The 25,457-nt window shown below is 68.8% G+C and carries 41 protein-coding genes; 2 read left to right on the forward strand and 39 right to left on the reverse strand.

Annotated elements, in window-relative coordinates; all coding sequences use genetic code 11:
* Positions 1–166 precede the first annotated feature (166 nt).
* The 9 genes from ABZ855_RS00860 to ABZ855_RS00900 all read right to left on the reverse strand — a co-directional run bounded on the left by ABZ855_RS00860 (position 167) and on the right by ABZ855_RS00900 (position 6,578).
* On the reverse strand, positions 167–1,459 hold the full coding sequence (locus tag ABZ855_RS00860; RefSeq protein WP_360798744.1) for a PBSX family phage terminase large subunit: 1,293 nt from the start codon (positions 1,457–1,459) through the stop codon (positions 167–169).
* Positions 1,460–1,469: 10 nt separating this feature from the next.
* Positions 1,470–1,949, reverse strand: coding sequence for a helix-turn-helix domain-containing protein (locus ABZ855_RS00865; RefSeq protein ID WP_360798747.1), 480 nt, complete (start codon positions 1,947–1,949; stop codon positions 1,470–1,472).
* A 161-nt stretch (positions 1,950–2,110) separates the two neighbouring features.
* Positions 2,111–2,530 carry a hypothetical protein gene (locus tag ABZ855_RS00870; RefSeq protein WP_360798750.1) on the reverse strand — a complete coding sequence of 140 codons (420 nt, stop codon included), beginning with the start codon at positions 2,528–2,530 and terminating at the stop codon, positions 2,111–2,113.
* 795 nt (positions 2,531–3,325) lie between these two features.
* A complete protein-coding gene (locus tag ABZ855_RS00875; RefSeq protein ID WP_360798753.1) occupies positions 3,326–3,466 on the reverse strand; it encodes a hypothetical protein in 141 nt (46 codons plus the stop codon).
* 182 nt (positions 3,467–3,648) lie between these two features.
* The gene (locus ABZ855_RS00880; protein ID WP_360798756.1) at positions 3,649–4,302 is read right to left on the reverse strand and encodes a hypothetical protein; all 654 of its coding nucleotides are present in this window, start codon (positions 4,300–4,302) and stop codon (positions 3,649–3,651) included.
* The gene (locus ABZ855_RS00885; protein WP_360798759.1) at positions 4,299–4,838 is read right to left on the reverse strand and encodes a hypothetical protein; all 540 of its coding nucleotides are present in this window, start codon (positions 4,836–4,838) and stop codon (positions 4,299–4,301) included. The genes ABZ855_RS00880 and ABZ855_RS00885 overlap by 4 nt, the downstream gene beginning before the upstream one ends.
* Before the next feature lie 6 nt (positions 4,839–4,844).
* Positions 4,845–4,997, reverse strand: coding sequence for a hypothetical protein (locus ABZ855_RS00890; protein WP_360798762.1), 153 nt, complete (start codon positions 4,995–4,997; stop codon positions 4,845–4,847).
* A 12-nt stretch (positions 4,998–5,009) separates the two neighbouring features.
* Entirely contained in the window at positions 5,010–5,876 is an 867-nt protein-coding gene (locus ABZ855_RS00895; protein WP_360798765.1) for a DUF2637 domain-containing protein, read from the reverse strand.
* 129 nt (positions 5,877–6,005) lie between these two features.
* Positions 6,006–6,578, reverse strand: coding sequence for a hypothetical protein (locus ABZ855_RS00900; RefSeq protein WP_360798768.1), 573 nt, complete (start codon positions 6,576–6,578; stop codon positions 6,006–6,008).
* Positions 6,579–6,718: 140 nt separating this feature from the next.
* Between ABZ855_RS00900 and ABZ855_RS00905 the strand changes: the two genes are divergently transcribed.
* Together ABZ855_RS00905 and ABZ855_RS00910 are read left to right on the forward strand one after the other, a co-directional pair.
* Positions 6,719–6,931: a hypothetical protein gene (locus ABZ855_RS00905; RefSeq protein WP_360798771.1), complete on the forward strand. Its 213-nt coding sequence runs from the start codon at positions 6,719–6,721 to the stop codon at positions 6,929–6,931.
* A gap of 160 nt (positions 6,932–7,091) precedes the next feature.
* Positions 7,092–7,322, forward strand: a complete 231-nt coding sequence (locus ABZ855_RS00910; RefSeq protein WP_360798774.1) for a hypothetical protein — start codon at positions 7,092–7,094, stop codon at positions 7,320–7,322.
* Positions 7,323–7,338: 16 nt separating this feature from the next.
* Here the strand turns inward: ABZ855_RS00910 and ABZ855_RS00915 are convergent, their stop codons facing one another.
* From ABZ855_RS00915 to ABZ855_RS01060, 30 genes are all read right to left on the reverse strand, one after another.
* Complete coding sequence (locus ABZ855_RS00915) at positions 7,339–8,034, reverse strand: hypothetical protein (protein WP_360798777.1); 696 nt, start codon at positions 8,032–8,034, stop codon at positions 7,339–7,341.
* An 87-nt stretch (positions 8,035–8,121) separates the two neighbouring features.
* Positions 8,122–8,478, reverse strand: a complete 357-nt coding sequence (locus ABZ855_RS00920; RefSeq protein ID WP_360798780.1) for a hypothetical protein — start codon at positions 8,476–8,478, stop codon at positions 8,122–8,124.
* Positions 8,475–9,587, reverse strand: coding sequence for a hypothetical protein (locus ABZ855_RS00925; RefSeq protein ID WP_360798783.1), 1,113 nt, complete (start codon positions 9,585–9,587; stop codon positions 8,475–8,477). The genes ABZ855_RS00920 and ABZ855_RS00925 overlap by 4 nt, the downstream gene beginning before the upstream one ends.
* The gene (locus tag ABZ855_RS00930; RefSeq protein WP_360798786.1) at positions 9,584–9,928 is read right to left on the reverse strand and encodes a hypothetical protein; all 345 of its coding nucleotides are present in this window, start codon (positions 9,926–9,928) and stop codon (positions 9,584–9,586) included. Before ABZ855_RS00930 ends, ABZ855_RS00925 begins: the two co-directional genes overlap by 4 nt.
* A 121-nt stretch (positions 9,929–10,049) precedes the next feature.
* On the reverse strand, positions 10,050–10,817 hold the full coding sequence (locus ABZ855_RS00935) for a hypothetical protein (RefSeq protein WP_360798789.1): 768 nt from the start codon (positions 10,815–10,817) through the stop codon (positions 10,050–10,052).
* Positions 10,818–11,087: 270 nt separating this feature from the next.
* Complete coding sequence (locus ABZ855_RS00940; RefSeq protein WP_360798792.1) at positions 11,088–12,413, reverse strand: hypothetical protein; 1,326 nt, start codon at positions 12,411–12,413, stop codon at positions 11,088–11,090.
* A gap of 73 nt (positions 12,414–12,486) precedes the next feature.
* Complete coding sequence (locus ABZ855_RS00945) at positions 12,487–12,840, reverse strand: hypothetical protein (protein WP_360798795.1); 354 nt, start codon at positions 12,838–12,840, stop codon at positions 12,487–12,489.
* Entirely contained in the window at positions 12,833–13,426 is a 594-nt protein-coding gene (locus ABZ855_RS00950) for a hypothetical protein (RefSeq protein ID WP_360798798.1), read from the reverse strand. Before ABZ855_RS00950 ends, ABZ855_RS00945 begins: the two co-directional genes overlap by 8 nt.
* 66 nt (positions 13,427–13,492) lie before the next feature.
* Positions 13,493–14,038 (reverse strand): 3'-5' exoribonuclease, encoded by a 546-nt coding sequence (locus tag ABZ855_RS00955; protein ID WP_360798801.1) that lies wholly within the window; start codon positions 14,036–14,038, stop codon positions 13,493–13,495.
* The gene (locus tag ABZ855_RS00960; protein WP_360798804.1) at positions 14,035–14,223 is read right to left on the reverse strand and encodes a hypothetical protein; all 189 of its coding nucleotides are present in this window, start codon (positions 14,221–14,223) and stop codon (positions 14,035–14,037) included. Before ABZ855_RS00960 ends, ABZ855_RS00955 begins: the two co-directional genes overlap by 4 nt.
* Positions 14,223–14,483 (reverse strand): hypothetical protein, encoded by a 261-nt coding sequence (locus ABZ855_RS00965; RefSeq protein ID WP_360798807.1) that lies wholly within the window; start codon positions 14,481–14,483, stop codon positions 14,223–14,225. The genes ABZ855_RS00960 and ABZ855_RS00965 overlap by 1 nt, the downstream gene beginning before the upstream one ends.
* Before the next feature lie 9 nt (positions 14,484–14,492).
* Entirely contained in the window at positions 14,493–14,996 is a 504-nt protein-coding gene (ssb, locus tag ABZ855_RS00970; protein ID WP_360798810.1) for a single-stranded DNA-binding protein, read from the reverse strand.
* A 2-nt stretch (positions 14,997–14,998) separates the two neighbouring features.
* Complete coding sequence (locus ABZ855_RS00975; protein WP_360798813.1) at positions 14,999–15,148, reverse strand: hypothetical protein; 150 nt, start codon at positions 15,146–15,148, stop codon at positions 14,999–15,001.
* Positions 15,149–15,263: 115 nt separating this feature from the next.
* Entirely contained in the window at positions 15,264–15,509 is a 246-nt protein-coding gene (locus ABZ855_RS00980; protein WP_360798816.1) for a hypothetical protein, read from the reverse strand.
* Positions 15,506–15,721, reverse strand: a complete 216-nt coding sequence (locus ABZ855_RS00985; RefSeq protein ID WP_360798819.1) for a DUF6011 domain-containing protein — start codon at positions 15,719–15,721, stop codon at positions 15,506–15,508. Before ABZ855_RS00985 ends, ABZ855_RS00980 begins: the two co-directional genes overlap by 4 nt.
* Positions 15,718–16,014, reverse strand: coding sequence for a hypothetical protein (locus ABZ855_RS00990; RefSeq protein WP_360798823.1), 297 nt, complete (start codon positions 16,012–16,014; stop codon positions 15,718–15,720). Before ABZ855_RS00990 ends, ABZ855_RS00985 begins: the two co-directional genes overlap by 4 nt.
* The gene (locus ABZ855_RS00995; protein ID WP_360798826.1) at positions 16,011–16,298 is read right to left on the reverse strand and encodes a hypothetical protein; all 288 of its coding nucleotides are present in this window, start codon (positions 16,296–16,298) and stop codon (positions 16,011–16,013) included. Before ABZ855_RS00995 ends, ABZ855_RS00990 begins: the two co-directional genes overlap by 4 nt.
* The gene (locus ABZ855_RS01000) at positions 16,295–16,990 is read right to left on the reverse strand and encodes a hypothetical protein (RefSeq protein ID WP_360798829.1); all 696 of its coding nucleotides are present in this window, start codon (positions 16,988–16,990) and stop codon (positions 16,295–16,297) included. The genes ABZ855_RS00995 and ABZ855_RS01000 overlap by 4 nt, the downstream gene beginning before the upstream one ends.
* A complete protein-coding gene (locus ABZ855_RS01005; RefSeq protein WP_360798832.1) occupies positions 16,987–18,072 on the reverse strand; it encodes a hypothetical protein in 1,086 nt (361 codons plus the stop codon). The genes ABZ855_RS01000 and ABZ855_RS01005 overlap by 4 nt, the downstream gene beginning before the upstream one ends.
* Before the next feature lie 6 nt (positions 18,073–18,078).
* Entirely contained in the window at positions 18,079–18,507 is a 429-nt protein-coding gene (locus tag ABZ855_RS01010) for a WhiB family transcriptional regulator (protein ID WP_360798835.1), read from the reverse strand.
* 80 nt (positions 18,508–18,587) lie between these two features.
* A complete protein-coding gene (locus ABZ855_RS01015; RefSeq protein WP_360798838.1) occupies positions 18,588–18,959 on the reverse strand; it encodes a hypothetical protein in 372 nt (123 codons plus the stop codon).
* Positions 18,956–19,270 (reverse strand): hypothetical protein, encoded by a 315-nt coding sequence (locus ABZ855_RS01020; protein WP_360798841.1) that lies wholly within the window; start codon positions 19,268–19,270, stop codon positions 18,956–18,958. The genes ABZ855_RS01015 and ABZ855_RS01020 overlap by 4 nt, the downstream gene beginning before the upstream one ends.
* Positions 19,267–20,742, reverse strand: a complete 1,476-nt coding sequence (locus ABZ855_RS01025) for a UvrD-helicase domain-containing protein (protein ID WP_360798844.1) — start codon at positions 20,740–20,742, stop codon at positions 19,267–19,269. The genes ABZ855_RS01020 and ABZ855_RS01025 overlap by 4 nt, the downstream gene beginning before the upstream one ends.
* Before the next feature lie 74 nt (positions 20,743–20,816).
* A complete protein-coding gene (locus tag ABZ855_RS01030) occupies positions 20,817–22,103 on the reverse strand; it encodes an AAA family ATPase (RefSeq protein ID WP_360798847.1) in 1,287 nt (428 codons plus the stop codon).
* Positions 22,100–22,396 carry a hypothetical protein gene (locus tag ABZ855_RS01035; RefSeq protein WP_360798850.1) on the reverse strand — a complete coding sequence of 99 codons (297 nt, stop codon included), beginning with the start codon at positions 22,394–22,396 and terminating at the stop codon, positions 22,100–22,102. Before ABZ855_RS01035 ends, ABZ855_RS01030 begins: the two co-directional genes overlap by 4 nt.
* Positions 22,393–23,346 carry a hypothetical protein gene (locus ABZ855_RS01040; protein WP_360798853.1) on the reverse strand — a complete coding sequence of 318 codons (954 nt, stop codon included), beginning with the start codon at positions 23,344–23,346 and terminating at the stop codon, positions 22,393–22,395. Before ABZ855_RS01040 ends, ABZ855_RS01035 begins: the two co-directional genes overlap by 4 nt.
* Complete coding sequence (locus ABZ855_RS01045) at positions 23,343–23,585, reverse strand: hypothetical protein (protein ID WP_360798856.1); 243 nt, start codon at positions 23,583–23,585, stop codon at positions 23,343–23,345. Before ABZ855_RS01045 ends, ABZ855_RS01040 begins: the two co-directional genes overlap by 4 nt.
* Complete coding sequence (locus ABZ855_RS01050) at positions 23,582–23,971, reverse strand: hypothetical protein (RefSeq protein WP_360798859.1); 390 nt, start codon at positions 23,969–23,971, stop codon at positions 23,582–23,584. Before ABZ855_RS01050 ends, ABZ855_RS01045 begins: the two co-directional genes overlap by 4 nt.
* Complete coding sequence (locus ABZ855_RS01055) at positions 23,971–24,777, reverse strand: BN159_2729 family protein (RefSeq protein ID WP_360798862.1); 807 nt, start codon at positions 24,775–24,777, stop codon at positions 23,971–23,973. Before ABZ855_RS01055 ends, ABZ855_RS01050 begins: the two co-directional genes overlap by 1 nt.
* A complete protein-coding gene (locus ABZ855_RS01060; RefSeq protein ID WP_360798865.1) occupies positions 24,774–25,394 on the reverse strand; it encodes a sigma-70 family RNA polymerase sigma factor in 621 nt (206 codons plus the stop codon). Before ABZ855_RS01060 ends, ABZ855_RS01055 begins: the two co-directional genes overlap by 4 nt.
* Positions 25,395–25,457 lie beyond the last annotated feature (63 nt).

Raw genomic sequence — 25,457 nt, forward strand, 5'->3', positions numbered from 1 at the left:
ACTCCCTTCCTGCACGCGCGCCACCGGGCCCATACTCGGGCGCGCTTGGTCACTCTCACCTTGACGTTCATCACGATTGCCCCGTCACAGATGCCTGTCGGGCCCGTCATGACGGCCTTGACGCCCGTCCAGCGGGGGAAGCCCGGGACCGGGCCGAGGCGGACCGTCACGCTGCTACCTCCAGGTTTGCTCGGACGAGGTGGCGCCACTCGTGCGCGGTGGAGTGCAGGCCGTACCTCAGGGCGTCCACCGAGTGGTCGTCGACCTTCATGGGGGCGTCCTCGCCGGCCTTCGCGGCCTTCTCGTCCCAGGCGTACGACGGCAGCTCGGCGAGCAGGCCAGCACAGGATCGGTGGACGTACAGCAGGTCGGAGCCGAGCGCCACGCTTACGCTGCGGATGCCGTCCTTGACCTCGTTGTTGGCCCTCGCCACGCCCTGCACGCCGTCTGACCAGAGCTGCGTCATGAAGCTCGCGGCGCTCGGGTCAACGAAGATCCACTGTGGCTGTACGCCTTGCTGCCCCCGGTGCCGGAACTCGGCCAGCCACTTCCGTACGGCCACGCTGTACTGGGCGTCCGTCAGTTGGCGGCGCTCGACGCGGGAGTCGTGCCGGTACTCGGAGGCGACGTACAACCGGTCGTCCGTCCCCACGCCCAGGAGGACCGCGGAGAAGGGGTTGATCGTGCCGTAGTCCAGCCCCACGCACATCCAGTGCCGGATGTCCGGGATCATGTCGACGACGTGCTTGGCCTCGTCGAACATGTCGTAGACGACGCCCTCGGCCAGGCACCATTCGCCGAGGACGAACCGCCGGTAGAAGAGTCCCTGGTATTCGATCTTGAGGTTGGCGACGTAGGCCGGCGGCAGGTACGGGTTGTCGTGGAGGCTGAAGGAGAACCGGTGGAGGTCGAGAGCCTTCGAGTCCTCCGACACCACCTCGGAACCGTCGCGCTGGATGTGCAGGCGCGCGCGGTCGAGGAACTTCTTCTTCAACCAGTGGTTCGGGCCCTCGGGGTTCGTGGTCCCGAACCACTGCGCGCCCTCGACGCTGAGGCGGGTGCCGAGCATCGAGAAGAAGGACTCGGGGAAGGTCGTGACCTCGTCCATGTAGGCGCCCGCGAGCGTGAGGCCCTTGATCTTGTCGGCGGCCCGTTCGTCGTTCGCGCCGGCCACGTAGATGGTGCGGCCGAAGATGACGACCTCACCGACACCGGCCTTGTACTTGCAGCGCTTTCCACCGACCATCTGCACGATGACGTCGATGATGTTGCGCTTCAGGGTGCGCTCGGTCTTGCCGACCATGAGGAGCGCGCCCGGGGGGCCGGTACGGATGTAGCGCAGCCACACCATGATCGAGCTGATCGTCTTCGAGGAGCGGACGGCGCCTTCCCACAGATTTCCGCGGGCGGTGGCGAGCTGGGTGGAGCGGAGCTGCTTGCCCACGAGGGCGTCGTACATGCTCGCCCCCTCAGGTGCCGCCCATCATCCCCTTCAGCCAGGCGTCGACGGCGGCCAGGCCCTCGGTGTCCTGCTCCGGCGGTGCGAGCTTCAGCGACCGGTCCACGGCGGTGGCCACGACGCCGAGGAGCGCCCGCTTGTCGGATGGAGTCGGCTCGGGAGCGTCGTACGTGTCGAAGTCGTGGTCCTTGCCGCCCCAGTCGAAGTAGGTGTGTGGGGCGTTGACCTTCTCCAGCTCGCGTTCGGCGACGTCCTGGAGGCGTTGGGCGAGGGCTGCGCGGCGGTCGGCGAGGTCGGCTTTCCGGATCTCGGTGGCTTGCTGGACTTCGGCGGCCCGGGAGAAGGAGAGGCCGAGGCTCTTGGCGATGGTGCTGATGGTGCGGCCGCCGCGTCCGAGGATTTCGGCGATCTCGTTGCGGCCCTTGCCCTCGGCGTGGAGTTGGCGGACGCGTTCGCGTTCTTCGTCGGTGACCGGCTTGGCGGTGCCCATGGGCGGTCACCCCCTGGACATGGCGGAGGCCCGCGCGGTGGCGGGCCTCCTGGTGCGCTCGAGGGCGCTGGTGATTTTTTAGGAGTATGTGTGTCCGGGCACGCCGGACTTGCGCCCAGGATGGATCACGGTGTCCCGGAATGCAACTACGTCACGCGCGGTCAGACCTTGCAGAAGCCGGACTTTTTCAGCGCCGCGTTGAGCTTCGCGCCCTGCGCCTCGGTCGTGGTCACGTCCTTGTACGTGAAGCGCTGCGACGCCAGCCAGTCCAGCTTGCCCGCCCCGCCGGTGAGCGCGGAGCACTGGTTGCGCGCGGCGTCGACCGCCTTGTCCTCGTACTTCACGACGTTTGGCGCGACGGCGGCGAGGGTGTCGAGGAGGGCCTGGCGGTCGGCGCCGGTCGGCTCCTTCGGGATGCCGGCCGCAGCGAGGGCCTCGTCCTTCTGCTCCTGGGTGATCGCCTTCTTGGTCGCCGTCGTGGCGGGCTTCGAGTCCGTCTTGTCGCTGCTCGTGGTGCTGGAACACGCAGTGAGCGCGCACGCGAGCGCGGCGATGGTGACGGCGGTGGTGCGGATACGCATGGTTCCCCCTGGACACGGTTGCTGAGGGGGCATCATCGCGGCCACTGCGGGGCTGCTGTGTGGTTGTGTCCGTTCTGTGACGCTGCGTTCGCCCGTGACGGCCGTCAGAGCCGTCATGACGGATCGGGGAATCACCCGAAATTGGGCCCCCGATTGTGGACCTCTTCGCTGGACGTGGCGGTTTGACGATCAGCCATACTCCTCTGACCTGCGGTGACTTGACATTTGGTCTTGGGTGTCAGCGGTACCGGTATGCTTTAAGGCGGACCGAGCTACTCCTCGTATTTAAGTCTGAGGGGGACTCCTGTGCCCGGCTCGCAACTGGCGGGTCGGCGAGGAGGAGGGAGGTCAGCGACGATGTGTACCGAGCCCGAAAAGAGCCGTCGGTGGACAGATCATCAGAGATGGTCGTTCGCCGTCGCCGCGATCGGACTGTTCGTGAGCGTCATCGCCTGCGGGGCGCAGTTCTACCTGGCCAGGTGAGGCTGGGAGGGGTCACGGTCGGGATCGGCACGCTGGACACACAGCGAGCCCGGTCTCTAGAAAAGCGACCGGGCTCCTGAACTGCGTAGGAGGGCCTGGCTCTGGCGGCAACCAGGGCCGGTCCTCCGCCCGCGCGGTTAACTTGACCGCGTCGGTTAAATCAAATGATAGCTCTACTCCTCGTAAGTTCTCGACTCATGATTTGAGAACTTGATCGCGGGCATGGTCGAACGAACTTTGCTCAGCCCTGTTGAAGTTGGGCGACTCGTACTTCAAACGTCTTGGTCACGGACGACTGCTAGCCGTTTGACGTCAGTCACCATCGTCGCTGATCGCGGCCTCGACCATCTTGATCTTTCCGCTGGTCGACAGGTCTGCGCGGATGTTCCGGTCGCCGGGGACGCCGGCCTTTCGCGCGTCCTCGACGAAGGCCGCGAGCTCGTCCAGCGTCATGTTCTTGTCTTCCCCGGAGGCCCGGATGCAGGTCGGCATAGCCCATGGTGACGCACGGGGCCCCGTCTCGGGAGGGAATCTCCGCGACGGGGCCCAGGGTGGAGAGGGTCAGTGGCCGCAGTCCTTGGTCCACCAGCCACAGGTGGCGCAGTAGTCGTAGGCGGCGGCGAGGAAGCGGCAGATCATCGGCCACTCACCTGCCCGTTGCCGGAGTGGCCGAAGGGCCGCCTCTTGATCTTGTGGATCGTCAAGCCGGTGTCCGTGCGATCTACACGCAACCCCTCTTCCGACCCCTCCCCGGCGCCGCTGTTGCCGTTGCTGTTGCCGCTTGACCTGCAACAACAACCGCCCCCATGAGGGTCCGCGACGGGGGAGGGCACGGGCGGGATGGACTCAGCACGTACAGCCGGCCCATTCCCCTCCCGCGTACGGCTGGCCTTCCAAGGGATGCCCTCGGCCTCCAGGAGAGCCTTGACAGCCTTCGTGTCGGGGAGTCCCAAGTCGTCGCGTAGAACGGTGAGGAGGACACCTTTGTCGTCCCTGACGAGACGCCGCAGCGCCTCCAGGACGTCCGGCTGCTCAGCCTCTCCGTCGCCTCCGGCGGCCTCGCTGCGCCCCTCGCGCCAGGCCTGGACCTTATGCCAGCCCAGTGTGCCGAGGATCCCGACGACGACGTACGCGATCCAAGGGAAGACGACGACCACACGCCATGCGATCAGCATGCCGACCACGATCAGGGCCACGAGGGGGCCGCGACCGATCGGCTCATCGCGCTCCCCCTCCTCCGCCTCGGTCTGCTCCTCGAGGAGCTCGTCATCCTCCGGGCGGCGCTTCACAGGATCCCTGCCACGTAGTCGCCGACCCACGACACCGTCGGCGCGACGATGAAACCCACGATCCCGGCGACGTTCGACGCCAGACCCAGGCTGATCCCAGCGAAGATCTGCCGGACGTAGTCCCAGCGGAAGCCGCGCCTGGTGCAGACCGCGATGGTGACGACGGTGATGATGATGACCGCGGCGTGTCCGCCGGGGGTGAGTGCGAGCTGACTGGACCTCGTCACGTTCGGAGTCGATGCGCCGAGGCCGTAGATGAGGACGACGCGGCCGACCTGGTTCGTGCCCCACAGGGACCAGTCGGCGATGGCACCGATGATCCCGCCGACGGACAGGACCAGGAGCGCTCCGTACGCCAGGCACAGGATCTGGGGGAGCAGGGCCTGGAGGGCTTTCAGGGTGAGCCGCTTTTTGTGGCTCGTCCACCAGCGGGTGAAGTCCCAGGCGAATAGGGAGAGTCCGGTGGTGACGCCGCCGAGGGAGACGAGTCCGTAGGTGGCGATGTCGAGTGGGGGCATCGGGATGTCGTACGGCATGGGTCCTCAGTGGAGGATGGCGACGGCGAGCGCCGCGATGGTGAGGATGAGCGCGACGGTCCCGGAGATCTTGGGGACGTCGGGGAGGGCCAGGAGGGCCAGACCGGCGAGCGCGAGGAGCGCGCACGCAGCACAGAGCACGCCGAATACGACGGCCATGGCAAGTAGCGGCTACGCGCCGATGGCTACGGGCGCGGGCGGGAGCTGGGCGAGGTGTGGCTCGCGCGATTCCACCTCGGCTCGGAGCTGGCCCCGGATGGATCCGTCGGACGGGGCCTCGAACCCTGCGGAAACGAGGGCGAGCCTGATCGTCTTGGTGCCTGGGCGGGTTGGCGGCACGGTGTCGTACAGCGAACGGATCACGGCGCAGCGCGGGTCGTTGTATGCGATCGGTGCGGGTGCCTGCAGCGCGGGTGTGGGGGCCGGGCGGGGCACGATCGGCAGCGGGCGCACGTCGACGGGGATAGCCGGCGGGTGCGGTACGGCCGAGGGCGAGGGTGCCTCGGTGGGCGCGGGAGGGATGACGGGGGCCGTCACGGGCTGCTGCTCCGGCTCCTGGTCGTCGGTGACGGGCGTCATCTCAGCGTCGTCGACCGTGACGAGGAGTCGGTAGAGCTGGTTCATGAGGGCGCCGAACGCCAAGAGTGAGGCGACGGGCGGGACGGCCGCGACCACGTAGTCCAGCGCCTGGGCTCCTTCGCCGACGCCCGCGATGTTCAGGGCGATTGATCCGCCGGCGCCGAAGACGACTAGGCAGATTGCCCACCAGTCGAGGCGGCGGGCGAGGGCGGCGCGGAGGATGAGGACTTCGCCGGCGGCGTAGAAGAGATCGAGGGTGGCGGGCCAGGCCCAGGCGCGGATGGGGTCGCTGGCGAATCCGTGGCGGGCGCCGACGTCGTGGAGGTGCTCGTAGGAGAGCCAGAGGGAGACGCCGGTGAGGAGGAAGATCAGGATTGCTGCGGTGACCGCGAGGGCCGTGACAGCGCGTGGGTGGATGGTGCTGGGGCGGGTGCGCGCACTAGGGTGCAGCTCAGCCATAGGAGGTCACTCTCCGTTGGTCAGAGCCCCGGCGGGAGAGTTCGAGTCTCCGTGCTGGGGCTCGCTTCGTTGGAGGTGACGCCCTACGGGGGGCATCTGCCAGGTATGAAGATAGCGCGGTCTGTGATGTTACGCCACAGCCCTCTCGGTGATTTTGGCAAGCTCATCGGCGGCGATGGTCTCGAATTTGTACGCAGCTTCGATGGCCGCGAGACGATTCTTCAAAGCCGCAGCAACTGCGCCCTCAAAAGGTTCACTCTTCTGGAGAGCCGTCTGGAGCTTCGTAATTGAAAGCCGGTACTGCGCTGTTGAGTTCGTGGCATTCGAAGCAGCAAGTCTGATCGGTGGCGGGCCTTCGACACTGACCAGCGCTTGGTGTGCCGACAACGCTCCGTAGGGGGTATCCGCTTCGAGAAGCTTCTCCATTGAGCTCTCGATCAGCTCTCGTCGGTGGGCCTGGTCTATTTGTCTGCAGGCGCGAGCTGTGTATTCGGATTCTTGTAGCGCATCATTCGCCTTAGAAAGTGCTTCCGCTAGATTTGCGTAGGCACCTCTTCGCGTTTCGCGGACGATTCTTTCGTGCTCGGCCCGTACTTCAAGGCGAGCCTGTGCGAGACCGTAGAAGCCAGCAATGGCAGCGGTCGCCGTTGCCCCTGCTGCCCCGGCAATAGCGCCAAGGATGCCTGCGATTCCTGCGTCCATGATTACGAGTGTTACTGCCTTCCTCCCTCTCCGCCAGTCAGCGCATTTGGATGCCTGACCTGCGAAAGTCCCTATCGTGCGGCCATTGTCGAATGACCGGTCAGGGTGCGGGTGCGTACTGCCCGGATGATCCTGAGGGCATGGCCGGAACGATTCGTGTGGTCGTGCATCCGCCGTCGCTGACGGGCGGTCGGCGAGTGCGTGTGGATGGCGAGATTCTGGGCCTGGCTTACGGTCTGGTCGACGTCGCCGAGTTCCTTAGGCGGGCTGGCCTGGAGATCGACCCGGCCGATGTGCCGGAGGTGCCGTGGATCGAGTGGCGTGGTGGTGGCCCGGATCAGTGGGCCCCGTAGTCGAACGGCTGATCTATCCACAAGGGCTCACATGCCGTCTGAACTGGCCTTACGGGACCATCCCTGTGGATCACAAAGGACGTTATCCACAGGCTCGCACGCGGATCGCGTGACCGTCGTACGGTGCTGCCTCCGTTGATCACGAGCACGGGGGTGCGCGGTGTCGTACAGGGTGGAGCTGTGGCTCCGGGTCGAGGAGACGTTGGCTGGTCTCCCGGAGGAGGGCTGCCGCGAGGTGATGGAGCTGATCGCGGCGGCCCTGGTCGCGCGGGAAGCGTGGCCGGCGCCCGGCGGGTGGGAGATCGCCGAGCGTTTCGGGCCCCGGTCGTGGATCGCGTTCAGCGCGGCCTTGGACGGGATCGACATCGTGGGTGTCGGCTGGGTGGGATGACGCCCGTCACGCTCCGTCAGGCCGCAGAAGTGCCGGTCCATGTCCGGCCGCAGCCGCGGCATCGTACGGCGGGGTCCTGGCCGTCGCCGCCTTCGATGCGCAGGACTCCTCGGCAGTGCGGGCACGGCCGCTCGAGGACTTGAGTACGGCGGGTCATCTCCAGGGCCTGATCGATCTGGGCGGCGGCCCATCGGGCGGCCGTGGCGATGGCGTCCAGGTGGAGCGGGGTGAGCTTGGTGAAGGGCCCGGGCGCCCCGTCATGACGGGCAAGTAGCCATGCTGCGGCGAAGGGCGCTGTCCTCCGCCGGGGGTCGGTGAAGGACCAGCGGCGGGCGTCGACCTCGTCCTTGAGGACCAGGGTGCGCAGGGCGAGGGCGATGTCGTCTCCGGGACCGGCGCACCGCGGCTTACTGGACGCGGCCGGTCGTTGGACGTGGTCGGCGATGACGTCGGCGCCGTCGACCAGGCGGCGATCGATGGCGGTCATGGTGTCGAGGATGGCGATGCGGAGGGGTGCGGCGGTGGCGCCGATCTGGTCGGGGGAGCGCTCGAGGGCGCGGAGTTCGCGGGCGTCGTCGTCGGCGCGGAGGTGCTCGTGGAGGCGGGCGATGCCCATGACGGGGGGCCAGGTGTCGGCCCGGTTGGTCCCGAGGGCTTGCTGGAGGTCGGTCCAGTGGTTGATGACGTGGTGGAGGTGGTTGGCGGTGGTCATCGTGACTCCTGGGGTTCTCGGGTTACGGTGATCACTGCCGGGGGCGCGCTGGTCTGGCGAGACGTGAAGCGCGCCCCTTCCGCATGCTCAGCGGGCGAGGTCGGTGAGGGCCTGGTCCCAGTCGGTGAAGCGAACGGCCCGGTCGTCGAGGTACGCGGTGGCGGGCAGCTTCCGGTTGGTGACGAGGATGCGGCTCCGGTCGTTCCAGAACTCGCAGACGACCTCGCCGGGCGGCTCCCACGTGACGCTGAACTCGCCGCGCTCAAAGAGCCAGTCGGCGACCTGCTCGGTGTTGCGGCTGGTGAAGATGAATACGGCGTCCTGGGCCATGAGTTGGCGCAGGCCGTCGAGGGCGCCGGGCATGGGCGGGTCGTAGATCGTACCGTCCGTCCACCCGCGGCTGTACTGATGGATCACGCCGTCGAAGTCCACAGCGATCGTCATGATCGGCGTCCTTTCGCGATCTCGCAGCGTCCGGTCTCGGTGTGCATCTCCGAGCACTCCGGCCCGCACGTCTGCTGCTCGGCATCGTCTCCAAGGACGGCCGTACGGAGTTCGACGAGGCGCCTGTCCCACCAGCGAGAGACCGAGACGCCGAGGGGTGGCGGCCCGGCTTTCACCCACTGCTCGTACAGGGCGGTCACGCGTTGCACGTCCGCCCCGCCACTACGAGCAAGTCCGGCGGTGACGCCCGTCATGACGGGGGTACCGGCAGCCTGCATCGCGTCGGCCGGGCTGGACACGCCGTCGAGGGCCTGGAGGGTATCGAGGGCCTGGTGCCGCGCGTCGACCCGCACGGAGTGCTCGATGGTCATCTCGCTGAGGCGGCGCACGCGGGCGATGGCGGCCTGGGCCTGCTCCAGCTCGGGCACGAGCGTCTTGACGTGCCGAAGGTTCCCGGCCGCGACGGCGCGAGCGGTGTCGCCCTCGCGCATCTCGGCCTCGACCTGGTTCCGGAGCAGCTCGGCCGCGCTCGCGCCGATGATGCCGCGACGGCCGATGCGGTCCAGCTGCTTGTGGATGTTGGCACGGGCCGCAGTACGACGTTCTGCAGCCGGCCCTTCCTCGCCGATGGTCCGGTCAGTGCGCTCATCGCGGAGCCGATCCGTACGTGTGAGGATCCGGACTTCGGCGAGCAGCTCGGCCCACCAGTCCGACCACGACTTCCGGCCCTGGTGCTCGACGCCGTTGAGGGACCAGCCGAGGGCCTGGTGGAGGTCCAGCGCCATCCAGCCCTGCACGCCCCAGCTCTCCTCCTCGGGGGAGAGCTGGTGGTCGGTGTCGGCCGCTGGCTGCTGGGGCGGGAGTTGGCCGTCGAGGTACGCCTGCCCAATCGTGGCCGACAGGCGCTGCACCATCGCCTCCATGGAGCCCTCGGCCGTACCGCCGTCGATAACCTCCACGGCGGCGGCGAGGCCGGAGAGCATGCCGGAGAAGAACATCTGGGCGGGCATGGGCGAGTTCCCGGTCTGGTGCTTGGCCTCGTCGATGAGGGCCTTGATGTGGACGCGGGCTCGGTCGGCCGTGGTCCGGGCGGGCGGGATTCGGCTCACGTGCTGCTCCAGGGCTCGGTGGCGAGGTCGGCGGTGAGGCGGTGGAATTCGTCCGTACACCGCCGGTCGTGTGCCGCGCCCCCGCTGTGATGAGCGAGCGCGCAGCACGGATTCAACGGAGCAGGCTGCTCCCCGAGTACGTACGCCTCCTCCCACGCCTCCTCGGCGAGCGTCCGGTGGTGCGCGCGGTAGTAGGAGCGGGCGAACCAGGCGAGCACGGCAGTGACGTACAAGGTGGCGAGGGCGGCGTACGGGAGGGTGAGGGCGAGGTAGGCGGTGGTGGCCGCCGTACCGCTCGCGCCCAAGCTGAGGGCGCGGGCTGTACGGCGGTGGGCGCTCATCGGCGAACTCCACGGAGGGCACGCGCGAGCATGCGGGCGCCGGGCGGGGGGCCTTGGTCGTGGTGGGCGCAGAGGAGTGCGGCGACCACGATGACGCAGGCCAGGTAGGCGATGACGCCCGTCATGACGGGGTGCCCGGGTCGTGCTGGCGGGCCTCGGCCGCGAGCCATTCCGGCCAGCCTGCGGGGTCGCCGGTGAAGTGCCGGCCCACGGCTTCCGCGTGGACGCGGGCCCCTTCGTGCATCCACCACCCCTTGACGTAGGCGTGGATGCGGCCGAGCTGGCTCTCTGCCGTGGACTGGTAGGTGAGTGTGATCTCGGTGGGGGCGATGGTGCGGGTCTCGTTGTACTCGTCCGGCACCTCCGGGGTGCCCCTCACGATGTAGCGGATGGAGCGGGAGATCGGGACGCGGTCGATGCTGTCGGCGGGAGCCTCGGGCTTGGTCAGCCGCTCGTCGAAGTCGTTGGGCCGGGCCAGGCGGCGCAGGACGTTGGATGCGTCGATGGTCCCAAGGTCCCAGGCGTGTTCGAAGCTGACGAAGTCCGTTTCGCCACGGCGGAGTTGGGTGAAGTCGAGTGTGAGCGCGGCGTCGGCTCCTTCGAGGAGTGCGTCGCTGCGGATCTTGGCGCGCTTCTGGGCCTCGAGCTCGCGGACCTTCTGCTCGAGTGGTGCGAGGGCGGCGCGGGCCTGGGCGGTCGAGGCCTCCTCGTCGGGGAGGTTGTCAGCCACGTGGGCGAGCAGGGCGTCGAGTGCCTTGGGCCGGTCGTCCATGGACATGTGTTTCTCCTGTGCTCGGGTGGCGAGGTATGCGCGGAACTCGTCGACGGCCTCGCGGTCGCCGGGGCTCATCTGGAAGTGCGGGTTGTTGCCGCAGGGTGGGCCGGACATGGTGCTCCTGGGTGGTGGGATGGGAGGGTGCCGGCCGCCCGCACTGCTCGCGGGCGGCCGGGCAGGGTCAGGTGGGCTGGCAGGCGGGGCAGAGGTCGACCACGCGCCTCGCACGACGGCGGCGGGTCCACCCGAGGGCGCGTCCGTCGGCGCGAACCTCCGAAGCGGTCAGAGAGAAGACCTTTTGGGGAATCGCGGCGCTGGCCGGGCAGTCCGTCTGCTCGTCTGGGCCGTCGCAGGCCACCTCGACACCGAGCGGGTGGGCGGTCATCAGATGTGCCGGAAGGTGATCTCGGCCAGCTCGGTGCGCGCGTCGGCGACCGTCGTACGGCCGTTGGCGAGGTCGGCGATGAGGCCGACGGCGTGGTACTCGCCCTCGTTAGTGGCGTCCGTGAGGCGTCCGGCGATCTCGGAGATCAGCTCGAAGACGTCGCCGTCGGAGTCGCTGTCCTCCTCGTCGTCCTCGTCCAGGTCGACGTCCCCCTCGTCCTCGTATCCGGCGATCGTCCAGCGCTCGGTGGCCGGGTCCCAGACGACGGACCAGGCGTTGAGGTCGGTGAGGGTGCCGTCCAGGTCGATGGAGACGGGCATGCCTGCGTCGTGGGCGGCGTTGAGCGCGGCGGCGATGTCGCCCCAGTGGGAGCGCTCGGTGCGCGATACGGCGACGGTCTTCTCGTCGGCCTCGCGGCTGTCGAGACATCCGCAGGCGTTGCAGAAGCCTGTGTGGCCAGTACACCCGCACCCGGGACAGGACTGGGTCTGGCCCGTCATGACGGGCTGCGACGAGCCTGCAAGAGCGCGGATCGTCTCGCACGGCCAGGTGTTGTCGTACGCAAGGCCGAAGGCGGTGCAATGTACGCAGTTATCGCCATGGGTGGCCTTCCTGTGCAGGGCACAAACGCGCTGTACGGCGGCCTCGTTCACGCCAAGGTTGTGGCGGACGTCCTCCAGCTCGACGGCGGTCTTGGTGTACAGGCCCATGGCGTGTTGTGCGCGTCCCTCCACGGTCACCTCGTACGGCTGTCGGCGGGTCGCTGCGTCGTGGACGTCGCGGGCCCATCGGGCGTCGCCGAGCGCGGTGTGCGCGGCCTCGGCCGTGGGTGGCTCGATGCCGACCGCGCGGGAGAGCGCGTACGACGACCAGGGGAGCGGGCCGGCCTGCTGTGCTCCGATCTTGGCGGCGGCGAGCTGGACGATGTCGTACGGCCGGTAGTGCCACTGGGCGTTGCCGGGGCCGACGAGCTTGCGCAGGAAGCGGTCGTCGAAGGCGGGGTTGCTGCCGACGAGAACGACGCCGCGCAGCACGTCCACGATGGCCTTGACCGCGTCGGCCCTGGTCATGGGGACGGCCGGGACGGAACCCGTGAACGCAGCCTGGTCAGTTCGCGCCGGTAGCTGGTGACGGTCGTGCCAACGGCCGATGCGCAGGGCCTCGGTGTCGACCGTCTCCGGGTCGATGGAGAACTCCCACAGGTACTCGGTGTCGGTGCTGGGGTCGTTGTCCTCGCGGAGGATGACGGCGACTTCCCAGGCCTCGCCGATGTCGGCGGACAGGTGGGTGGTCTCGCAGTCCACGAAGGCGATGGACAGGGTCATGCTGCTCCTGGTGGTGCGGTGGGATGGTGGCCAGGGCCGCCCCCGAGTCCGACGGGGGCGGCCGATCTCGTGGTCACGCGCAGATGACGCAGCGGTGGTCGGCGATCTCGGTGTCGGCGCAGAAGTCGACGCAGGCACGGCAGTACGCCGTCTCCGGCTGGTCGCCGCGGCGCACGCGGCGGTCGTCCGGGCCGAACGGCTTCTTGCACTTCCCGCACGTCTCGTCGGTCGGCTGCTCCGCGGCGGGCGGGGCGATCCCGGCCTCGACAGCAGCGCGCAGCCAGGTGGCGGCCTCCTCGATGAGCAGATGCTGCTCGTCGGGGCGCAGGCGGCCGAAGGACGCTGTGGTGCCGTAGGGCTCGTGAGCAATCCGGAGGCGGGTCTCGGCGAGCTTGCGGGCGCGGGGGTCGGCGGTGGGCTCAGGCACTGCGCACCTCGCCCGTGACGCCCGTCAGCGACCCGTCAGCGACGGCGTCGAGCACCAGGAGCCGGACGTGATTTCGGATCCGCTCGTCCCGCTGCACCGGACCATGCCCGTCCCACTGAGCGCGTGGGTCCGTCACATCCACCACAGCCACGTGCCGGAACAGGTCAGCGTCCTGAGCGGGGATCGGCCAGGACAGCTGCCAGCCGCCGGCCACGATGTACAAGTCCTGCGAGCCCTCGGAGTCGTGTGCCGGGGCGATCACGGCGTTGGCGGGGTGGAGGGCGGTGATCCAGGCGAGGAGTTGCGCGCACTCGCGGTAGGAGTCGTCCCGCTCGCGGGTCCGGTCAGCGAGCGTGTCGACGGCGGCCCGGAGATCCTTGGCGAAGGAGTCGGCGTGGCCTTTCCAGCGCTCAGCATTGCTCTTCGCGGTGCGGAGCGCCTCGGCCTGCCGGAGGATGGCGGCGAGGGCTTCACCATTGCGGAGCGGCTGTAGCCGGGCCTCGGGCGCCGGGCGGCGGAACAGGCGCGCGACCCAGGGGCGAACCGGTTCCGGTTCCTGGTTCCTGCGGTTCTTGATCATGGACATGGTTTCTCCGGTGTGTTGGCCGGAGGTGGGTCCCTGCGTGGGGCCCCTGTCCTCTGTGGGCGTGGGTCAGCGGTTGGTGATGCTGTCGATGTGCTGGGCCACGACGCGGTTGTGGCGGGCGTCGGCGAGGGCGTTGTGGTGGCCGTCGGTCTGCTTGGGGAGGTCCTTGGGGGTGAGTCCGGCGAGCTTGGCGAGGGTGACCAGGTCATCGGTTTGCATGGGGATGCCGCGCGGCAGGTTGATCATGGGGCCGAAGAGCTGTGCGAGGGCGACGTGGTCGTACGCGGAGTAGTAGGCCCAGAGCTGGGGGTCGGGGGTGGTGAGGATGAAGTCCTCGACGAGGTTGGCGATCTGCGCGCGGGGCCGGACAGTAGGGCTGTTGAGGTCGAGGTGGCCCGGGCCGCAGTGGCAGCGCAGGGTACCGGGGTGTTTGAAGGTGGGGAGGGAGGACCAGACGTTCTCGACGAGCCAGGGGTTGGCCTGGAGCTTGAGGACGTCGAACTCGCTGCTGACGGCGTACAACTCGGCTCCGTCTTCGCGGACCATGCCGATGCTGACGAGGTCGATGGTGTGGCCGTCGTCGATGAATTCGGTGTCGTAGAAGATCTTCACAGGTCGTGCTCCTGTCGTGGTGGTGGGAGGGCGTCGAGTCCGTCGCCGATGTCGTGGGCGAGGTGTCGCCAGCGTGCGGCGAGTTCGGGTGCGGTGTCCTCGCGGGCCTGGGCGGCTACGAGGAGGGCTTCGACGAGTTCGGTGGCGTCTCGAGTGCCTCCGGGAAGGCGGAGGAGTGCGGCCATCAGTCGTCGTCGCAGGTGTCGAGGTCGAAGTCGTGGTGTCTGAGCTTCGGCTTCGGGGTGACCGTGGTCTTGGGCTTGATGGTCTTCGGCTTGGACGTCTTGGGGCGGGGTCTGGGCTTGTCGGGTGCGACCGGGGCTGCTTGGGCGACGGGCGAGGGGTGGAGTGCCGCGCTCTCGCAGTCGGTGTCCGTGCTGCGGTCGCAGCTGGTGAGCAGGGCGGTGGCGAGGACGCCTGCGATGAGGAGGGTGCCGGGTCTCATGTGGGCTTCCTAGAAAGGGGGTTCGTCGCTGTAGCCCTTGGCTGCGTCGACAGCCCAGGGGTCGTCGGCGGGCGGGGGGCCCTGGCGGCGCTGCTGCTGTCCCTGGGGCCGTTGCTGGGTCGCCTGCTGCTGTCCGCCTTGGCTGTTCTGCTGGCTCGCGGCGTCCTTGGAGACGGTGGCCACGGAGAACGCGAGGTTCGGGGCGATGCTCCGGATGAGGAGCGCCGGCCGTTCGTGCTTCTGGCCGTCCTTCTCCCATTTCTCCGTGCGGAGGTCGCCGGTGACGAGGACTTCCATGCCCTTGGAGAGGGTCTCGGTGGCGTTTTCGGCGAGGCGTTCCCAGACGGTGCCGCGGATGTAGAAGACGTCGCCGTCTTCCCACTGTTGGGTCTGCTGGTTGAGGCGGCGGGAGTTGAAGGCGAGGGGGATGCTGGCGACGGCTTTACCGGCCTGGGTGAAGCGGAGTTCGGGGTCGCCGGTGAGTCGGCCGACTCCGGTGAGGGTGGGAAGCAAGGTCAGTTCTCCTTTGTGATGGTGGGCTTGACTCCGGCGGCCTGGTGCCAGGCCTGGAACTCGGGGCTGCTCATGCCGGGCTCGCACCCGTCGACCCCGGCCTGCATGGCGGTCGCGGCGGCGAGGGCGAGGGTGGCGTGCGCCTGGGCCATGGCGATGTGGTGCGCTGCGCTGCGGCTTCCGGGTGGACCGGGGCGCCGCCCGGGCCATGGGTGAAGGAGGCAGCGCAGAGGTAGTTCTCGGCCTGGCGGAAGTGCTCGGGTCCGGTCAAGGGGTGGACTCCTTCGGGGTTTGGGTCTCCGCGATCTCGCGGAGGCGGTTGATGAGGTTGGGGATCTCGGCGAGCGGGACGCTGGAGCCGTTGGGATCGGTCCTGAACATCACGCCGGGACCGACGTTGGGGATGTCGGCGGTGGTGATGAGGAGCCGGTCTCCGTCGACGTCGGTGTGGTGGTACCGGGGCGGTCGGGGGTTGTGGATGACGACGATCTCCGTGACGACGGGGTCGGTCACTCGGTCTCCGTGGGGAGTTGGGGCTGGATGGGGATGGCGGTCTGGTCGCGGTGGACGCTGGGCGTCGTGACGGGCTTGACGGGTGTCGTCACGGGGGCCTGACGGGGCGTCGGCTTCGGGATGAGGCCAAGGTTGCGGCCGCAGACCAGGCCGTAGCCGCGGGCCCGGGACTCCGGCGTACGGAGTTGGCGGGGGCAGTAGGCGCACTTCATGGGCGCTTCTTTCGGCGGTGGGCGTCGAGGCTCACGACTCCGATGGGGAGGGCGAGCTGCTCGGCGTGGGCGGGGCAGAGGGTTCCGACGTGGGGCATGTGGAGCCGTTCCCAGCCGGTGAGGGGGAGGTCCTCGCTGGGGCGGCGAGAGCGCCAGGCGCCGGTGCCGTCGCGCCAGATGGCGGTGTTGCCGGCGGGGTCCGGGTCGGGGTCGACGGCGAGTTTCTTCCCGGCCTCGGTGATGGTCCAGAGGATGGGGCGTTGGCAGTCTCTGCACGGGAGGGTTCGTTTCATGGCGCGGTCAGGGGTGGGGTGTTGGCCGCGAGGATGCGGGCCTGGTGGGCGTCGGGGGTGATGGTGCAGGTCTGGTTGGCGGGTGCTTGGCAGATCCGTTCCGGGCACCCGGTTGACATGACCCTGATCCAGGCGATTTGCCGGACGGCGTGCACGTCCTGGCGCCGGTCCTGGGTGCCGCGCTGGTTCGTGCACAAGGCACCAGCGCGTGCGTGGCACCAGGTGCACGGGATGGCCATCGGCGCGAACCGGTACGGCATGCGGCGGCGAGTCGGGGTCGTCATGACGCCTCGGCCTCCTGCTTCTGGTTGTCGCGGGCGAGGGCGGCAGCGGAGGCGGCCTTGATCCGGGCCTGCTCCTGGTCGTGGTCGAGCAGCGGGAGACCTGCGGCTGTGCGCTTCATGTCCTCCCGGCGGACGTTGTGGACGTCGCGGAGTCGTCGGCCGCTGCTGGTGGTGCAGCTGGTGCCGGGGGCCGCAGCGCAGTGCCGGCATGTGCGGCTACGGGGGTCCGTGGTGGTGTCGCGTCCAGCGGGCATCTTGCCGATGGCGGCCCGGGCTGCGGCTGCACGGCCCTCGTACGGGCCATGATCGGCACCAGGAGGCAGTGCAAGGCGCTCAGCGGTCCCGAGGGCCCTGCCGATGCTGGTGGGGCCTGTGAGGCCGTCTCCAGCGGCTCGGATGATCTCCCGGAGGGTGGCGGCAGACTCCGCACCAGTCTGGGTCGGGTCACCGTCGACCACGATGTTGGCCAGTTCGATGCGCTCGGCTCGACGGGCTTTGACCTCTGTGATGATGTCGGCCGGGGCGATGAAGCGCTCGCGGCCGGCGATGACGAGGACGGCGGCGCGGGCCTCGTCCAGGTTGTACGGGGCGAGGATCTCGCCCCAGACGTCGGGGGTGAACTCCCCGACGCGCTGTGCGGGGCAGGCCGCTGCGACGTACTCGAGCAACAGGATTGCTTCGTCCTGGGTCACGGGGCTTGTCCTTCCTGGGCGGCGGTACGGGCGGCGATGCGGGCACGGGCGCGGTCGAAGACGGTCGTGCCGGTCGCCTGGTCGTACAGGGAGTTGGCGGGCTGCTGGCGTGCCGATGAGGCGCTGGCGGGCCCAGTGGTGTTCATGGCCTCGTTCACGACGCTGGCGAGCGTCGATGGGTGGAGTCCCTTGGTCATCCAGGTGGCGATTCCGCGGCGGATCCAGTCGGGGTGGATGCGGTCCTCCTCGAGGAGGATCCGGATCTCCTTGGAGAGCTGGCCGATGACGCGAGATGGCGGGCGCACGGTGCACCGCTCCAGCCATTCGCCGACGATCGTCTGAGCGGTGACCGGGGTGTCGGAGTCGACGGCCTCGGCGTCGTCGACGGGCTCTCCCTCGAGGACCTCGTCTGATGCGCTGTCGTGACCTTCGGTCGACGACGGAGGCTCGCCAGAAGAGAGAGGTCCTGTAGAGAGAGGAGAGTGAGTAGGTGTCCGGGATTCCCGGACACTGACGTCCGGTGTTTCCGGACACTGAGAGTCGTCAGTGTCCGGGTTTTCCGGACACTGGGTTTCAGCGTCAGTGTCCGGAAAACCCGGACCCTGAGCCGCTTCAGTGTCCGGGAATCCCTGACCCTCAAGTTCGGGTCCAGTGTCCGGAGTTTCCGGACCCTGAGCCGCTTCAGTGTCCGGGGAATCCGGACCCTGGTGGTCGTCGTCAGCGTCCGGGATTTGCGGACTCTGAAGGGGGAGGATCCGGTACTTGGCCGTCCCGTTCTTCTGGCCGGCCGCGACCTTCTCCAAGACGCCCTTCTTCACGAGCGCCTTGATCACTTCGTAGATCTGAGGGCGTGACACCTGCGCACGGCGGAGGATCTTCTCGGACTCCACGGAGGACCAGGTGACCCGTGTCGAGTCGCGGGCGTCGTCCGCCAGCACCGAGAGCGCGAGCTTCTCGCGGTGCGTCAGCGTCGTCGGTGCGTAGTCGAGCACCTCGACGTACAGGCGGCTGCCCACGTGCATGTCTCCTAGGGGGTGGTGTGGCCGGTGGCCCCGGCGGCCGGTCGCATCCGCCGGGGCCACCGGGGCTCAGAGGACGCTGAAAACCTTTGTCGACCCGGTGGCCCGGTAGGCGACCGCGCTCCGGCTGTTCGCGTCCCGGCACGCCTGGTCGATCGGCTCTCGCTTGCGCCGGTGCCGCTCGTACGCGGACTTCGTGCCGCAGGGCGCGAGCTGGCGCCCGACCTTGGGCTTCTCCGGCTCCGGCCTCTTCACGGCAGGCCCACGGCGCGACTTCGCGAGCTTGGCCCGCTGGGCGCCCGTGAGGCCTGCCATGATTCCGGCGCGCATGGTGGCCGCCGTCTGCGACTCCCGAGCGAGGGTCGCCTCCAGGCACTCCTCGCGGACCATGCACTCGTCCAGACAGAGCTTCTTGGCACGGGGCCAGGTCTTCTTCGAGAACCAGATCTCGGGGTCCTCGGTGCGACAGAGGGCTTTCAGCTCCCAGTCTCGATCCATGACGGGTCCTCCGTACGGTCGGTCAAGATCAAACGAAATACGGCTGGTGGCGGGTACGTGACGGGCGTCGCTGACGGCCGTCACAAGGCCACAAAGGCGGGCGGGGATGTCGTCGGCTTGCGAGTGCCGCTGCGAGCCAGCCCGGGCGCGGGCACGGCCTGCTCGGGGAACCAGCGCTGCATCGTCGCCCCAGATACGCCGATGCGCTTGGCGATCAGCGAGTACGGGATGCCTCGGGCGAACAGCAGACTGGCCGTGTACTGGGCCTCGTCGGTGGTGAGCCTCCGGCCTTTGCGGAGGCCGTTGGCCGCCAGCTCCACGGCCACGAGGTCGATGAGGACCAGGCCGTCAGCGGTGGCCATCCACACCGTGGGCACGGCGAAGGTGGTGACCGGGATCCAGTCCCGCCGACGGCCGACAGGGACGCCCTTAACGGGGCGGTGAGGAATCACGCGCTCACCGTCCCGAACAGGCTGAGCTGCTCATCAGCGCGGCGCCTGGCGGAACACACGATCTGGTCGGCGAGCCAGTGGGCCACCAGGAGGGAGCGGACCAGTTCCTTCTGCTTCTCGCCCAGCCAGAACCGGTGCTCCAGGCCCCAACCGTGGCTGCTCTTACCGCAGTTGCAGCACAACCGCTCCGTACCGCTGGTGTTGGCCTCGGTGTCGCGGATCTCGTAGAGGACGTGCTCAGCACGTTGTCCACAGCGCCAGCAGCGCATCGTCCTGGCTCGCGCGCGCCCAGTCCACTCCACGACGCTCATTCGCTCACCGCCGTGACGGTGCGGACCCAGTCGAGGGCGGTGTCGTCGAGTTGCTCGCGCGCCCGGGTCACCGCGACGTACGCCAGGCGGGCTTCCTCGCGAGGCAGGATGACGAGGCCGGTGCCCTGGTCGGGCTTCGGCGCCCGGAAGTCTGCGTGGATGCGGACGGCCGGCCACTCGCGGCCCTTGGACCTGTGCGCGGTCGACACGACCAGCTCGGCCTGCTGCTCCGAGATCAGTCCGTCCGCCGCGGCGGTGATTCGGCCGGGCCCGTGCTCATCGATGAGCTTCACCAGGACCTCGAGGGAGCCGTCTTCCTCGGCGGCGTACTGGCGGACGTCGTCCCAGGACGCGAAGCCGCACAACTCCGGGTGGTCGGTGGGCTGTCCGCTCTGGAGGGCTTCGGCGGCCCAGGCGAGGCGCTTGATGTCGCCGCCTCCGCCGACGAGCGCGACCTTCCGGCCGGCGGCGAGGCCCTCCATGACGATGCCCATAGCGCCCGCGTTCGTACGACAGAGGATCGCGTCCGGGGCTTCGAGCTGGCCGATGGTCGACTCGGCGGCTTCCCAGCCGGTGAGCCGAAGGGGGGCGTCGATCAGCCTCAGCCAGATGTTGGCGCGGGCGGCGATGGCCGGGCCGAACCGGAATGACTGGCTCAACGTCAGCTCGGGGCAGTGGAGTTCACGGACGAACGTCCGCAAGGCGTCGTTGGCGCCGCGCCAGCTGTAAATCTGCTGCGCGGAGTCGCCGACCGCGATGCGCTGTGCGTGCTCCTGGTCGAGCAGGACCCGCGAGAGGACGTCGTTGGTGTCCTGCGCCTCGTCGAGGAGGACCACGTCCGTCGGGATGGTCGGCCGGGAGAGGGCCCACATCTTCAGGTAGTGGTCGTGGCTCAGGTTGAGGACGCTGTCGTCCTTCTTCAGGTCCTCCCAGGCCGCGCGGGCGACCGGGAGGACCAGCTTCTCCAGCTCCCCGCGGGCGTTCTTCTTCGTGAGGCCGTCGTAGCGCTGGATGTGCTTGGCCGTGATCTCGTCGTCGGCGCCGTGGCAGTACCGCTCGACCGTGTCCAGCGCCATCCGCATGATGATCTTGGACGTCATGGCCTTCGGGTGCCCGAGGTCCGTAGGGATCGTCGGGGTCGCGCCGATGATGCCGAGGATGGAGCGGACGTCGAGGGCCTGCGCCGCCTGGTGCGCGGTCTGGCGCGGGCGCTGGAGACGCTCGCCGTACCGCTGGTCGAAGGCGAGTCCGTGGCCGGTCTTGGCCATGACGTTGGAGGGGAAGCTGCGGCGGGCGTCGGCTGCGATGCTGGAGTTGTAGGCGACGTATGTCATCCGGCGCCGCCGGTCGGACCGGGCGATCATCTTCAGCGTTGACGACTTGCCGCATCCGGCGCCGGCCTGGAGGACGAGGTCGAGTCCGTCGCCGTACGCGTCGATCGCTTCGGCTTGTTCGATGGTGGGGTTCACCACTGTGGTGCACCTCCTTTCTGGGGGTGCGGGGCCGCCCCGCATGGGGTCGGGGCGGGCCCGCAGTCAGTGGTGAATCAGGCGGACTGAGGGGCGAGCTGGTCCCGTCCGGACAGGTCTCCTGCGACAGCGGCCTCTAGGCCCTGGACCATGTCGGCGAAGTCGGCCGGACCGTTCTCGCGCTCGCCGTAGTTGGTGAGTGTGTCGAGGAGCGTTTGCGCCTCGTCCTTCGTCAGCTCGTTCGCGGAGCCGGTCTCGCGGCCGATGATCAGCGCGGTCGCGTGGAGCCGCTGCTCGCGGGAGTCCTTGGCGCCGAGGCCGACCTTGGTGAAGCAGGCGTGCATCATCCGCATCTGCGGGGCCGTGACGGGCGTCGGGGCCTGCTCCTGCCCGGTGTTGGGCGGGGTGCTCTGCGGGGTGCCCTGGTTCTGCCCGGCGGCCGGAGGCGACGGCGTCGACGGGGTGTCCGTGACGGGCTTGACGGCCTTCCCATACTCGGTGATGACGTCTCCGAGCTTCGCGGGCTCGCCGGTCTTCGGGTGCAGCAGGTCGGCTCCAAGGAGACGACGGCCGTGCGCCTGGCGGTGGAGTTCCACCGCCCTGTCGTACGTCAGGCCTTTGCGGACCAGTTCGTCCACGATGACCTGGACGGGGTCGACGCCCTGGCCAAGCTGCTCCAGGATCACCTCGGCGAAGGCCTCGCCGGGGTGATGCACACTGACGTTGTAGAGCGGCTCGTACCGGGTCTTGGTGACCGTTCCGGTGCCCTCGATCATGTCGATCACGACGTCGAACTCGTACTCAGACCCCTCACGCTGCACGGTCTTGACGCCGACCTTCGTGACCTTCTTCCCCTCCATCTCGTAGTCGTTCTTCGTTCGCATGGTGACGATGACGTGGCCGGGAAAGTTGAGGAGCGCGTCGAGCATGTCCTGTTCGAGGTCGTTGACCGGCGCCCACGCGGTGTACGAACCGCCGTGGTGGCCGGGCTTCTTGGACTCCTGGTCGACGCGGGAGAGGAGACCACCCTTGCCCGCCCAGAAGTGGCTCCAGGAGTCGAGGACGAGGACCGCGATGCGGGCCTCCTCAGCGGCGCGGACGGCCGCGATGAGGTTCTCGGGCGAGCAGAACGCCATCGGCATGTGACCGAACTCGTGCCCACCGAGGTCCGGCCGGCCGGGGACGATGGCGTACTTCTTGGCGGATCCGCGCTCGGTGTCGACGACGCCGATCGGCCCGCCGTCCGCGAGACGCTCGGCCATGCGGAGGGCGGTCTTGGTCTTGCCGGAGCCGCCGGGGCCCTGGAGGGCGATGCGGGCCTTGGCGGTCTCGCGGGTCGCCGGGGCGAAGGTGAAGGTGCTCATGAAGTGCTCCGGTTGTCGCGCTGGTGCGGGAGGTTGGGCTGGGAAGTCCGGGCGAGGGCACGGAAGGCCGTGATGACACTCATGGCGGCGGCGTACTTGCGGCGCTTAAGCCGGAACTGGCCATCGGTGTCCGTTGCGGCGCGGGTGTACTTGCCGGAGACCTGCTCCTCGACAGAGTCCGCCAGCTCTTTGCAGGTCTCCTGACGGAGAGCTGAAAGGACTTGCGTGGCCTCGCCGGGTGTCAGGGGCCGGGCGCCGGTGAGGGCCTTGTAGACGTTGCTGTACGCGCTCACTCGTCACCGTCCGGGTCGTACGTGGAGGCGATCTCCAGGGCGGTCACGGTGTAGCCGGTCGGGTTCTCCTCGCCGTCGACCGTGGCGACGAGCTCGGCGACGCCGTCCTCCTCGCCGACGATCCAGTCGAAGGCGGCGTTGCTCAGGTCGCGACGGGCGTGGTCCTCAGCGTGCCTTCGGGCCTCGGTCTCCGTCGTGTACTGGTCGAGGGTCATTGAGTCCCACGACGCCCTGTAGACGGTGAGCGCGGGGGTCTCGTCCCGGCCCTCCTCGATGAGGACCCGGGCGGGAGCCGCGGTCTGCATCAGCCGGTCCGAGCGGATCGGACCAAGATCGATCCAGCCCTCGCCCCACTCCTCCATACGCTGACTAGCGGACACCCACGGACGACCAGCCCCGGGCTGCTCGAACCCGAAGGCCCTCACGACGGCCTTCGTCGGGTGCGTCCCGACGCCGAGGCAGTCGAAGTTGGGCCGGTCCTCCGGCGCTCGGAACGGGAGGTCCCTGGTGTAAGCCCGACCCGGGCGGAAGAAGCTGGGTGTGGGCTCCGGCTCGGTGTCCGTCACGGCCGAGCGGAAACCGCCGATCAGTTCGTGGATCAGAGGGAGCGCTTCGTGCATCGGCTTGTGCTCTGTGGCCGTACCGAGCGCGATCAGGAAGTTGTCGAGCGACTTCGCGTCGAGCCGCTCGGCCCACGCTAGCGGGGTCGTTTCCAACACGGCGGCCCGCGCTCGCAGCTGCTCGCGGTCAGCGTGCGTGTCGGCCAGGTCCTGCGTCCGCTGGGCCAACTCGACCCGCAGTCGCCCCAGTTCAGCAGCCGTCTCAGGCGACTGGAGCAGCTGCGCTGACTCCAGGGTCTCGGCGGCCTGCGTCGCCAGGTCGTACGAAGGCCCGTTCAGCCACGCGGCCTCGATCGTCTTCTTCGCCAGCATGGCGAGCTTGGAGATCACTGGGCGCCGTCCTCTCCGGTGGCCGCCGTGAGCTGGTAGATCCGGCCCTGGCTGGCGTCGTCAGCGCTGAGGTGGCCGTGCATGGCCAAACCGCGCAGGTCCTTGCGGATGGTGTTGCGGCCGGCTGTCGGCCAGGGCGAGCCCTTCATCAGCCGCTCAGCCAGCTGAGTGGTGACCGGGCGGCCGTACTGAGTCACGGCGGCAAGGAGGTACTCGCGGCGAGTGATCAACTTGCTCACGCGACCTCACCGTCCTCGTGGAAATCCGGGAGGCCAGCGGTGTCCAGGCCCATGGGCGAGGTCGCCGCGTGCATGCGGTCGATGGCCGATGCGAGCTCCCCGGCGTGGGCGAGGGCGGAGTTGAGGGCCTGAACCAAGTCCCGTACGGCCTGGTCGGCGTCGCCGCCGCTGTCGATCAGGACCCGGCCGTGCTCGTAGGTGTGCATCACGGGCCGGATCGACTGCTCGATCGCCTGCGGGAGCATCCTCGTCAGCTGGGCCAGGTTCCCAAGCGCGTAGTAGGAGTGGCTGGGGAACTCCCAGTTCTCCGTCGCTGCGCGGGAGGTGTGGTTGAACTGGCGGACCTGCTCGGCCGCGGTGGACAGGAAGAGGGACCGCTTGCCCATCAGACTTCACCGCCCTGGGTGCCCGTCGTGACGGGCGTGACCTGCGGTGACGGGGTGCCCGTGACGGGCGTCAGAGGGCCCGCCAGACGGACGATGTTCCCGAGCGTGCACCGTTCCGGCCGGCCGTCGATCGACAGCAGCGGCATCCCGTCCGCCGTCCGTACACCCTGGTAGAACCAGACGTCGCCCTGCCCGTCCCGCTGCGGAAGCGCGAGATCGTAGACGATGCCCTCGAACTCGAACGGCGCCTTGGCGATTGCCTTCGCGTGCGCCTGAGCCTGCGACAGGTCGTACGCCACGACCGAGATGCGGACCCCGTCGCGGACCCCGTCACCGGCCACCATGTACGGCAGCGAGGTCTCCCGGTCATGCCGGATCCCGAAGTGCCGACGCCACGCGGCCCATTCAGCCTGCTGGACGATGTGGAGCGCGACCTGGATCCGATCGCCGTCCACCTGGACGCTCTGGAACGCCGGGTGCTCGATCAACTGCCGCTCGATGCCAGCTGCGATCAGCTGGGCCCGCGCACAGGACTCGTCCCAGACGAGAGCCTGCTCCTCCAGTTCCGTCCGTTTCACGGGCGACTGAGGCTGCTGAGCTCGAGCGGGAGAGACGGACTGCTCTTGGTGCCCGCGAGCGGCGTCGGCAGCGATCCTGCGCTGCAGCACAGCGCCGAAGGTGCGCTCTGGGTTGGTGAGAAGGCCGGCCATGTCGAGGGCGTGGGCGATGGCGGCCGACGGGTCGGTGCCGCTGGACGTCATCGCCGTACGGATGACCTGGACCGCGTGGGGAAGGTTCTTGTTCACGCCGCGACCCCCTCGGCAGCGCGGGCACGGCGCAGGCTGGCGCGCAGTCCGGTCTTGGCACGGTCGGTGAGCGTCTTCACCGCACCGGTCCCCCGACCGAGCTGAGTTGCCGTCTCCGTGAGCGACAACTCCTCAAGGAAGCGAAGCCGGAGACATTCCTGCTGCGAGGGGATGAGCGAGCCCATAGCAGCCCGCACGGTCGAGGCCGCGTCGGCGGCTTCCAGCCGACGCAAGACGCTCGACTCCGCGCTGACGCACTGCTCGTTGCTCTCGAAGATCTCCGCGACTGGCACTTCGTGGCGGGTGCGGCCCGCCCGGGTGTGATCCACGTGGAGGTTTCGGGCGATTGTGTACAGCCAGCCACCGATGCCGCCGCTGGCCGGCCGCTCGGCAAAGGTGCCAATGCGGCCGAGCGCGCGGACGAAGGTGTCCTGGGTGAGGTCTTCGGCCAACTGCTCGCTGCAACCGCGGGTCCGCAGAAAGCGGTACACCGGGGTTCGGTGTTCGTTGTAGAGGGTGGCGAAGGCGTCGCGGTCACCCGCGGCGGCCTGGGCCACCAGGGCGGCCGTCGCATGGCCTCCCGTGGCGCTGATCTTGGCGTTAGCCTGTGTAGACACAGCCAGATCTCCTTTGACGTAGGGGTTTTCGGGTGTGCTGGGGTCGTTCCGGGTCGCGTCCGG

The sequence above is a fragment of the Streptomyces sp. NPDC047042 genome, from assembly GCF_040644035.1.
Taxonomy (GTDB): Bacteria; Actinomycetota; Actinomycetes; order Streptomycetales; family Streptomycetaceae; genus Streptomyces.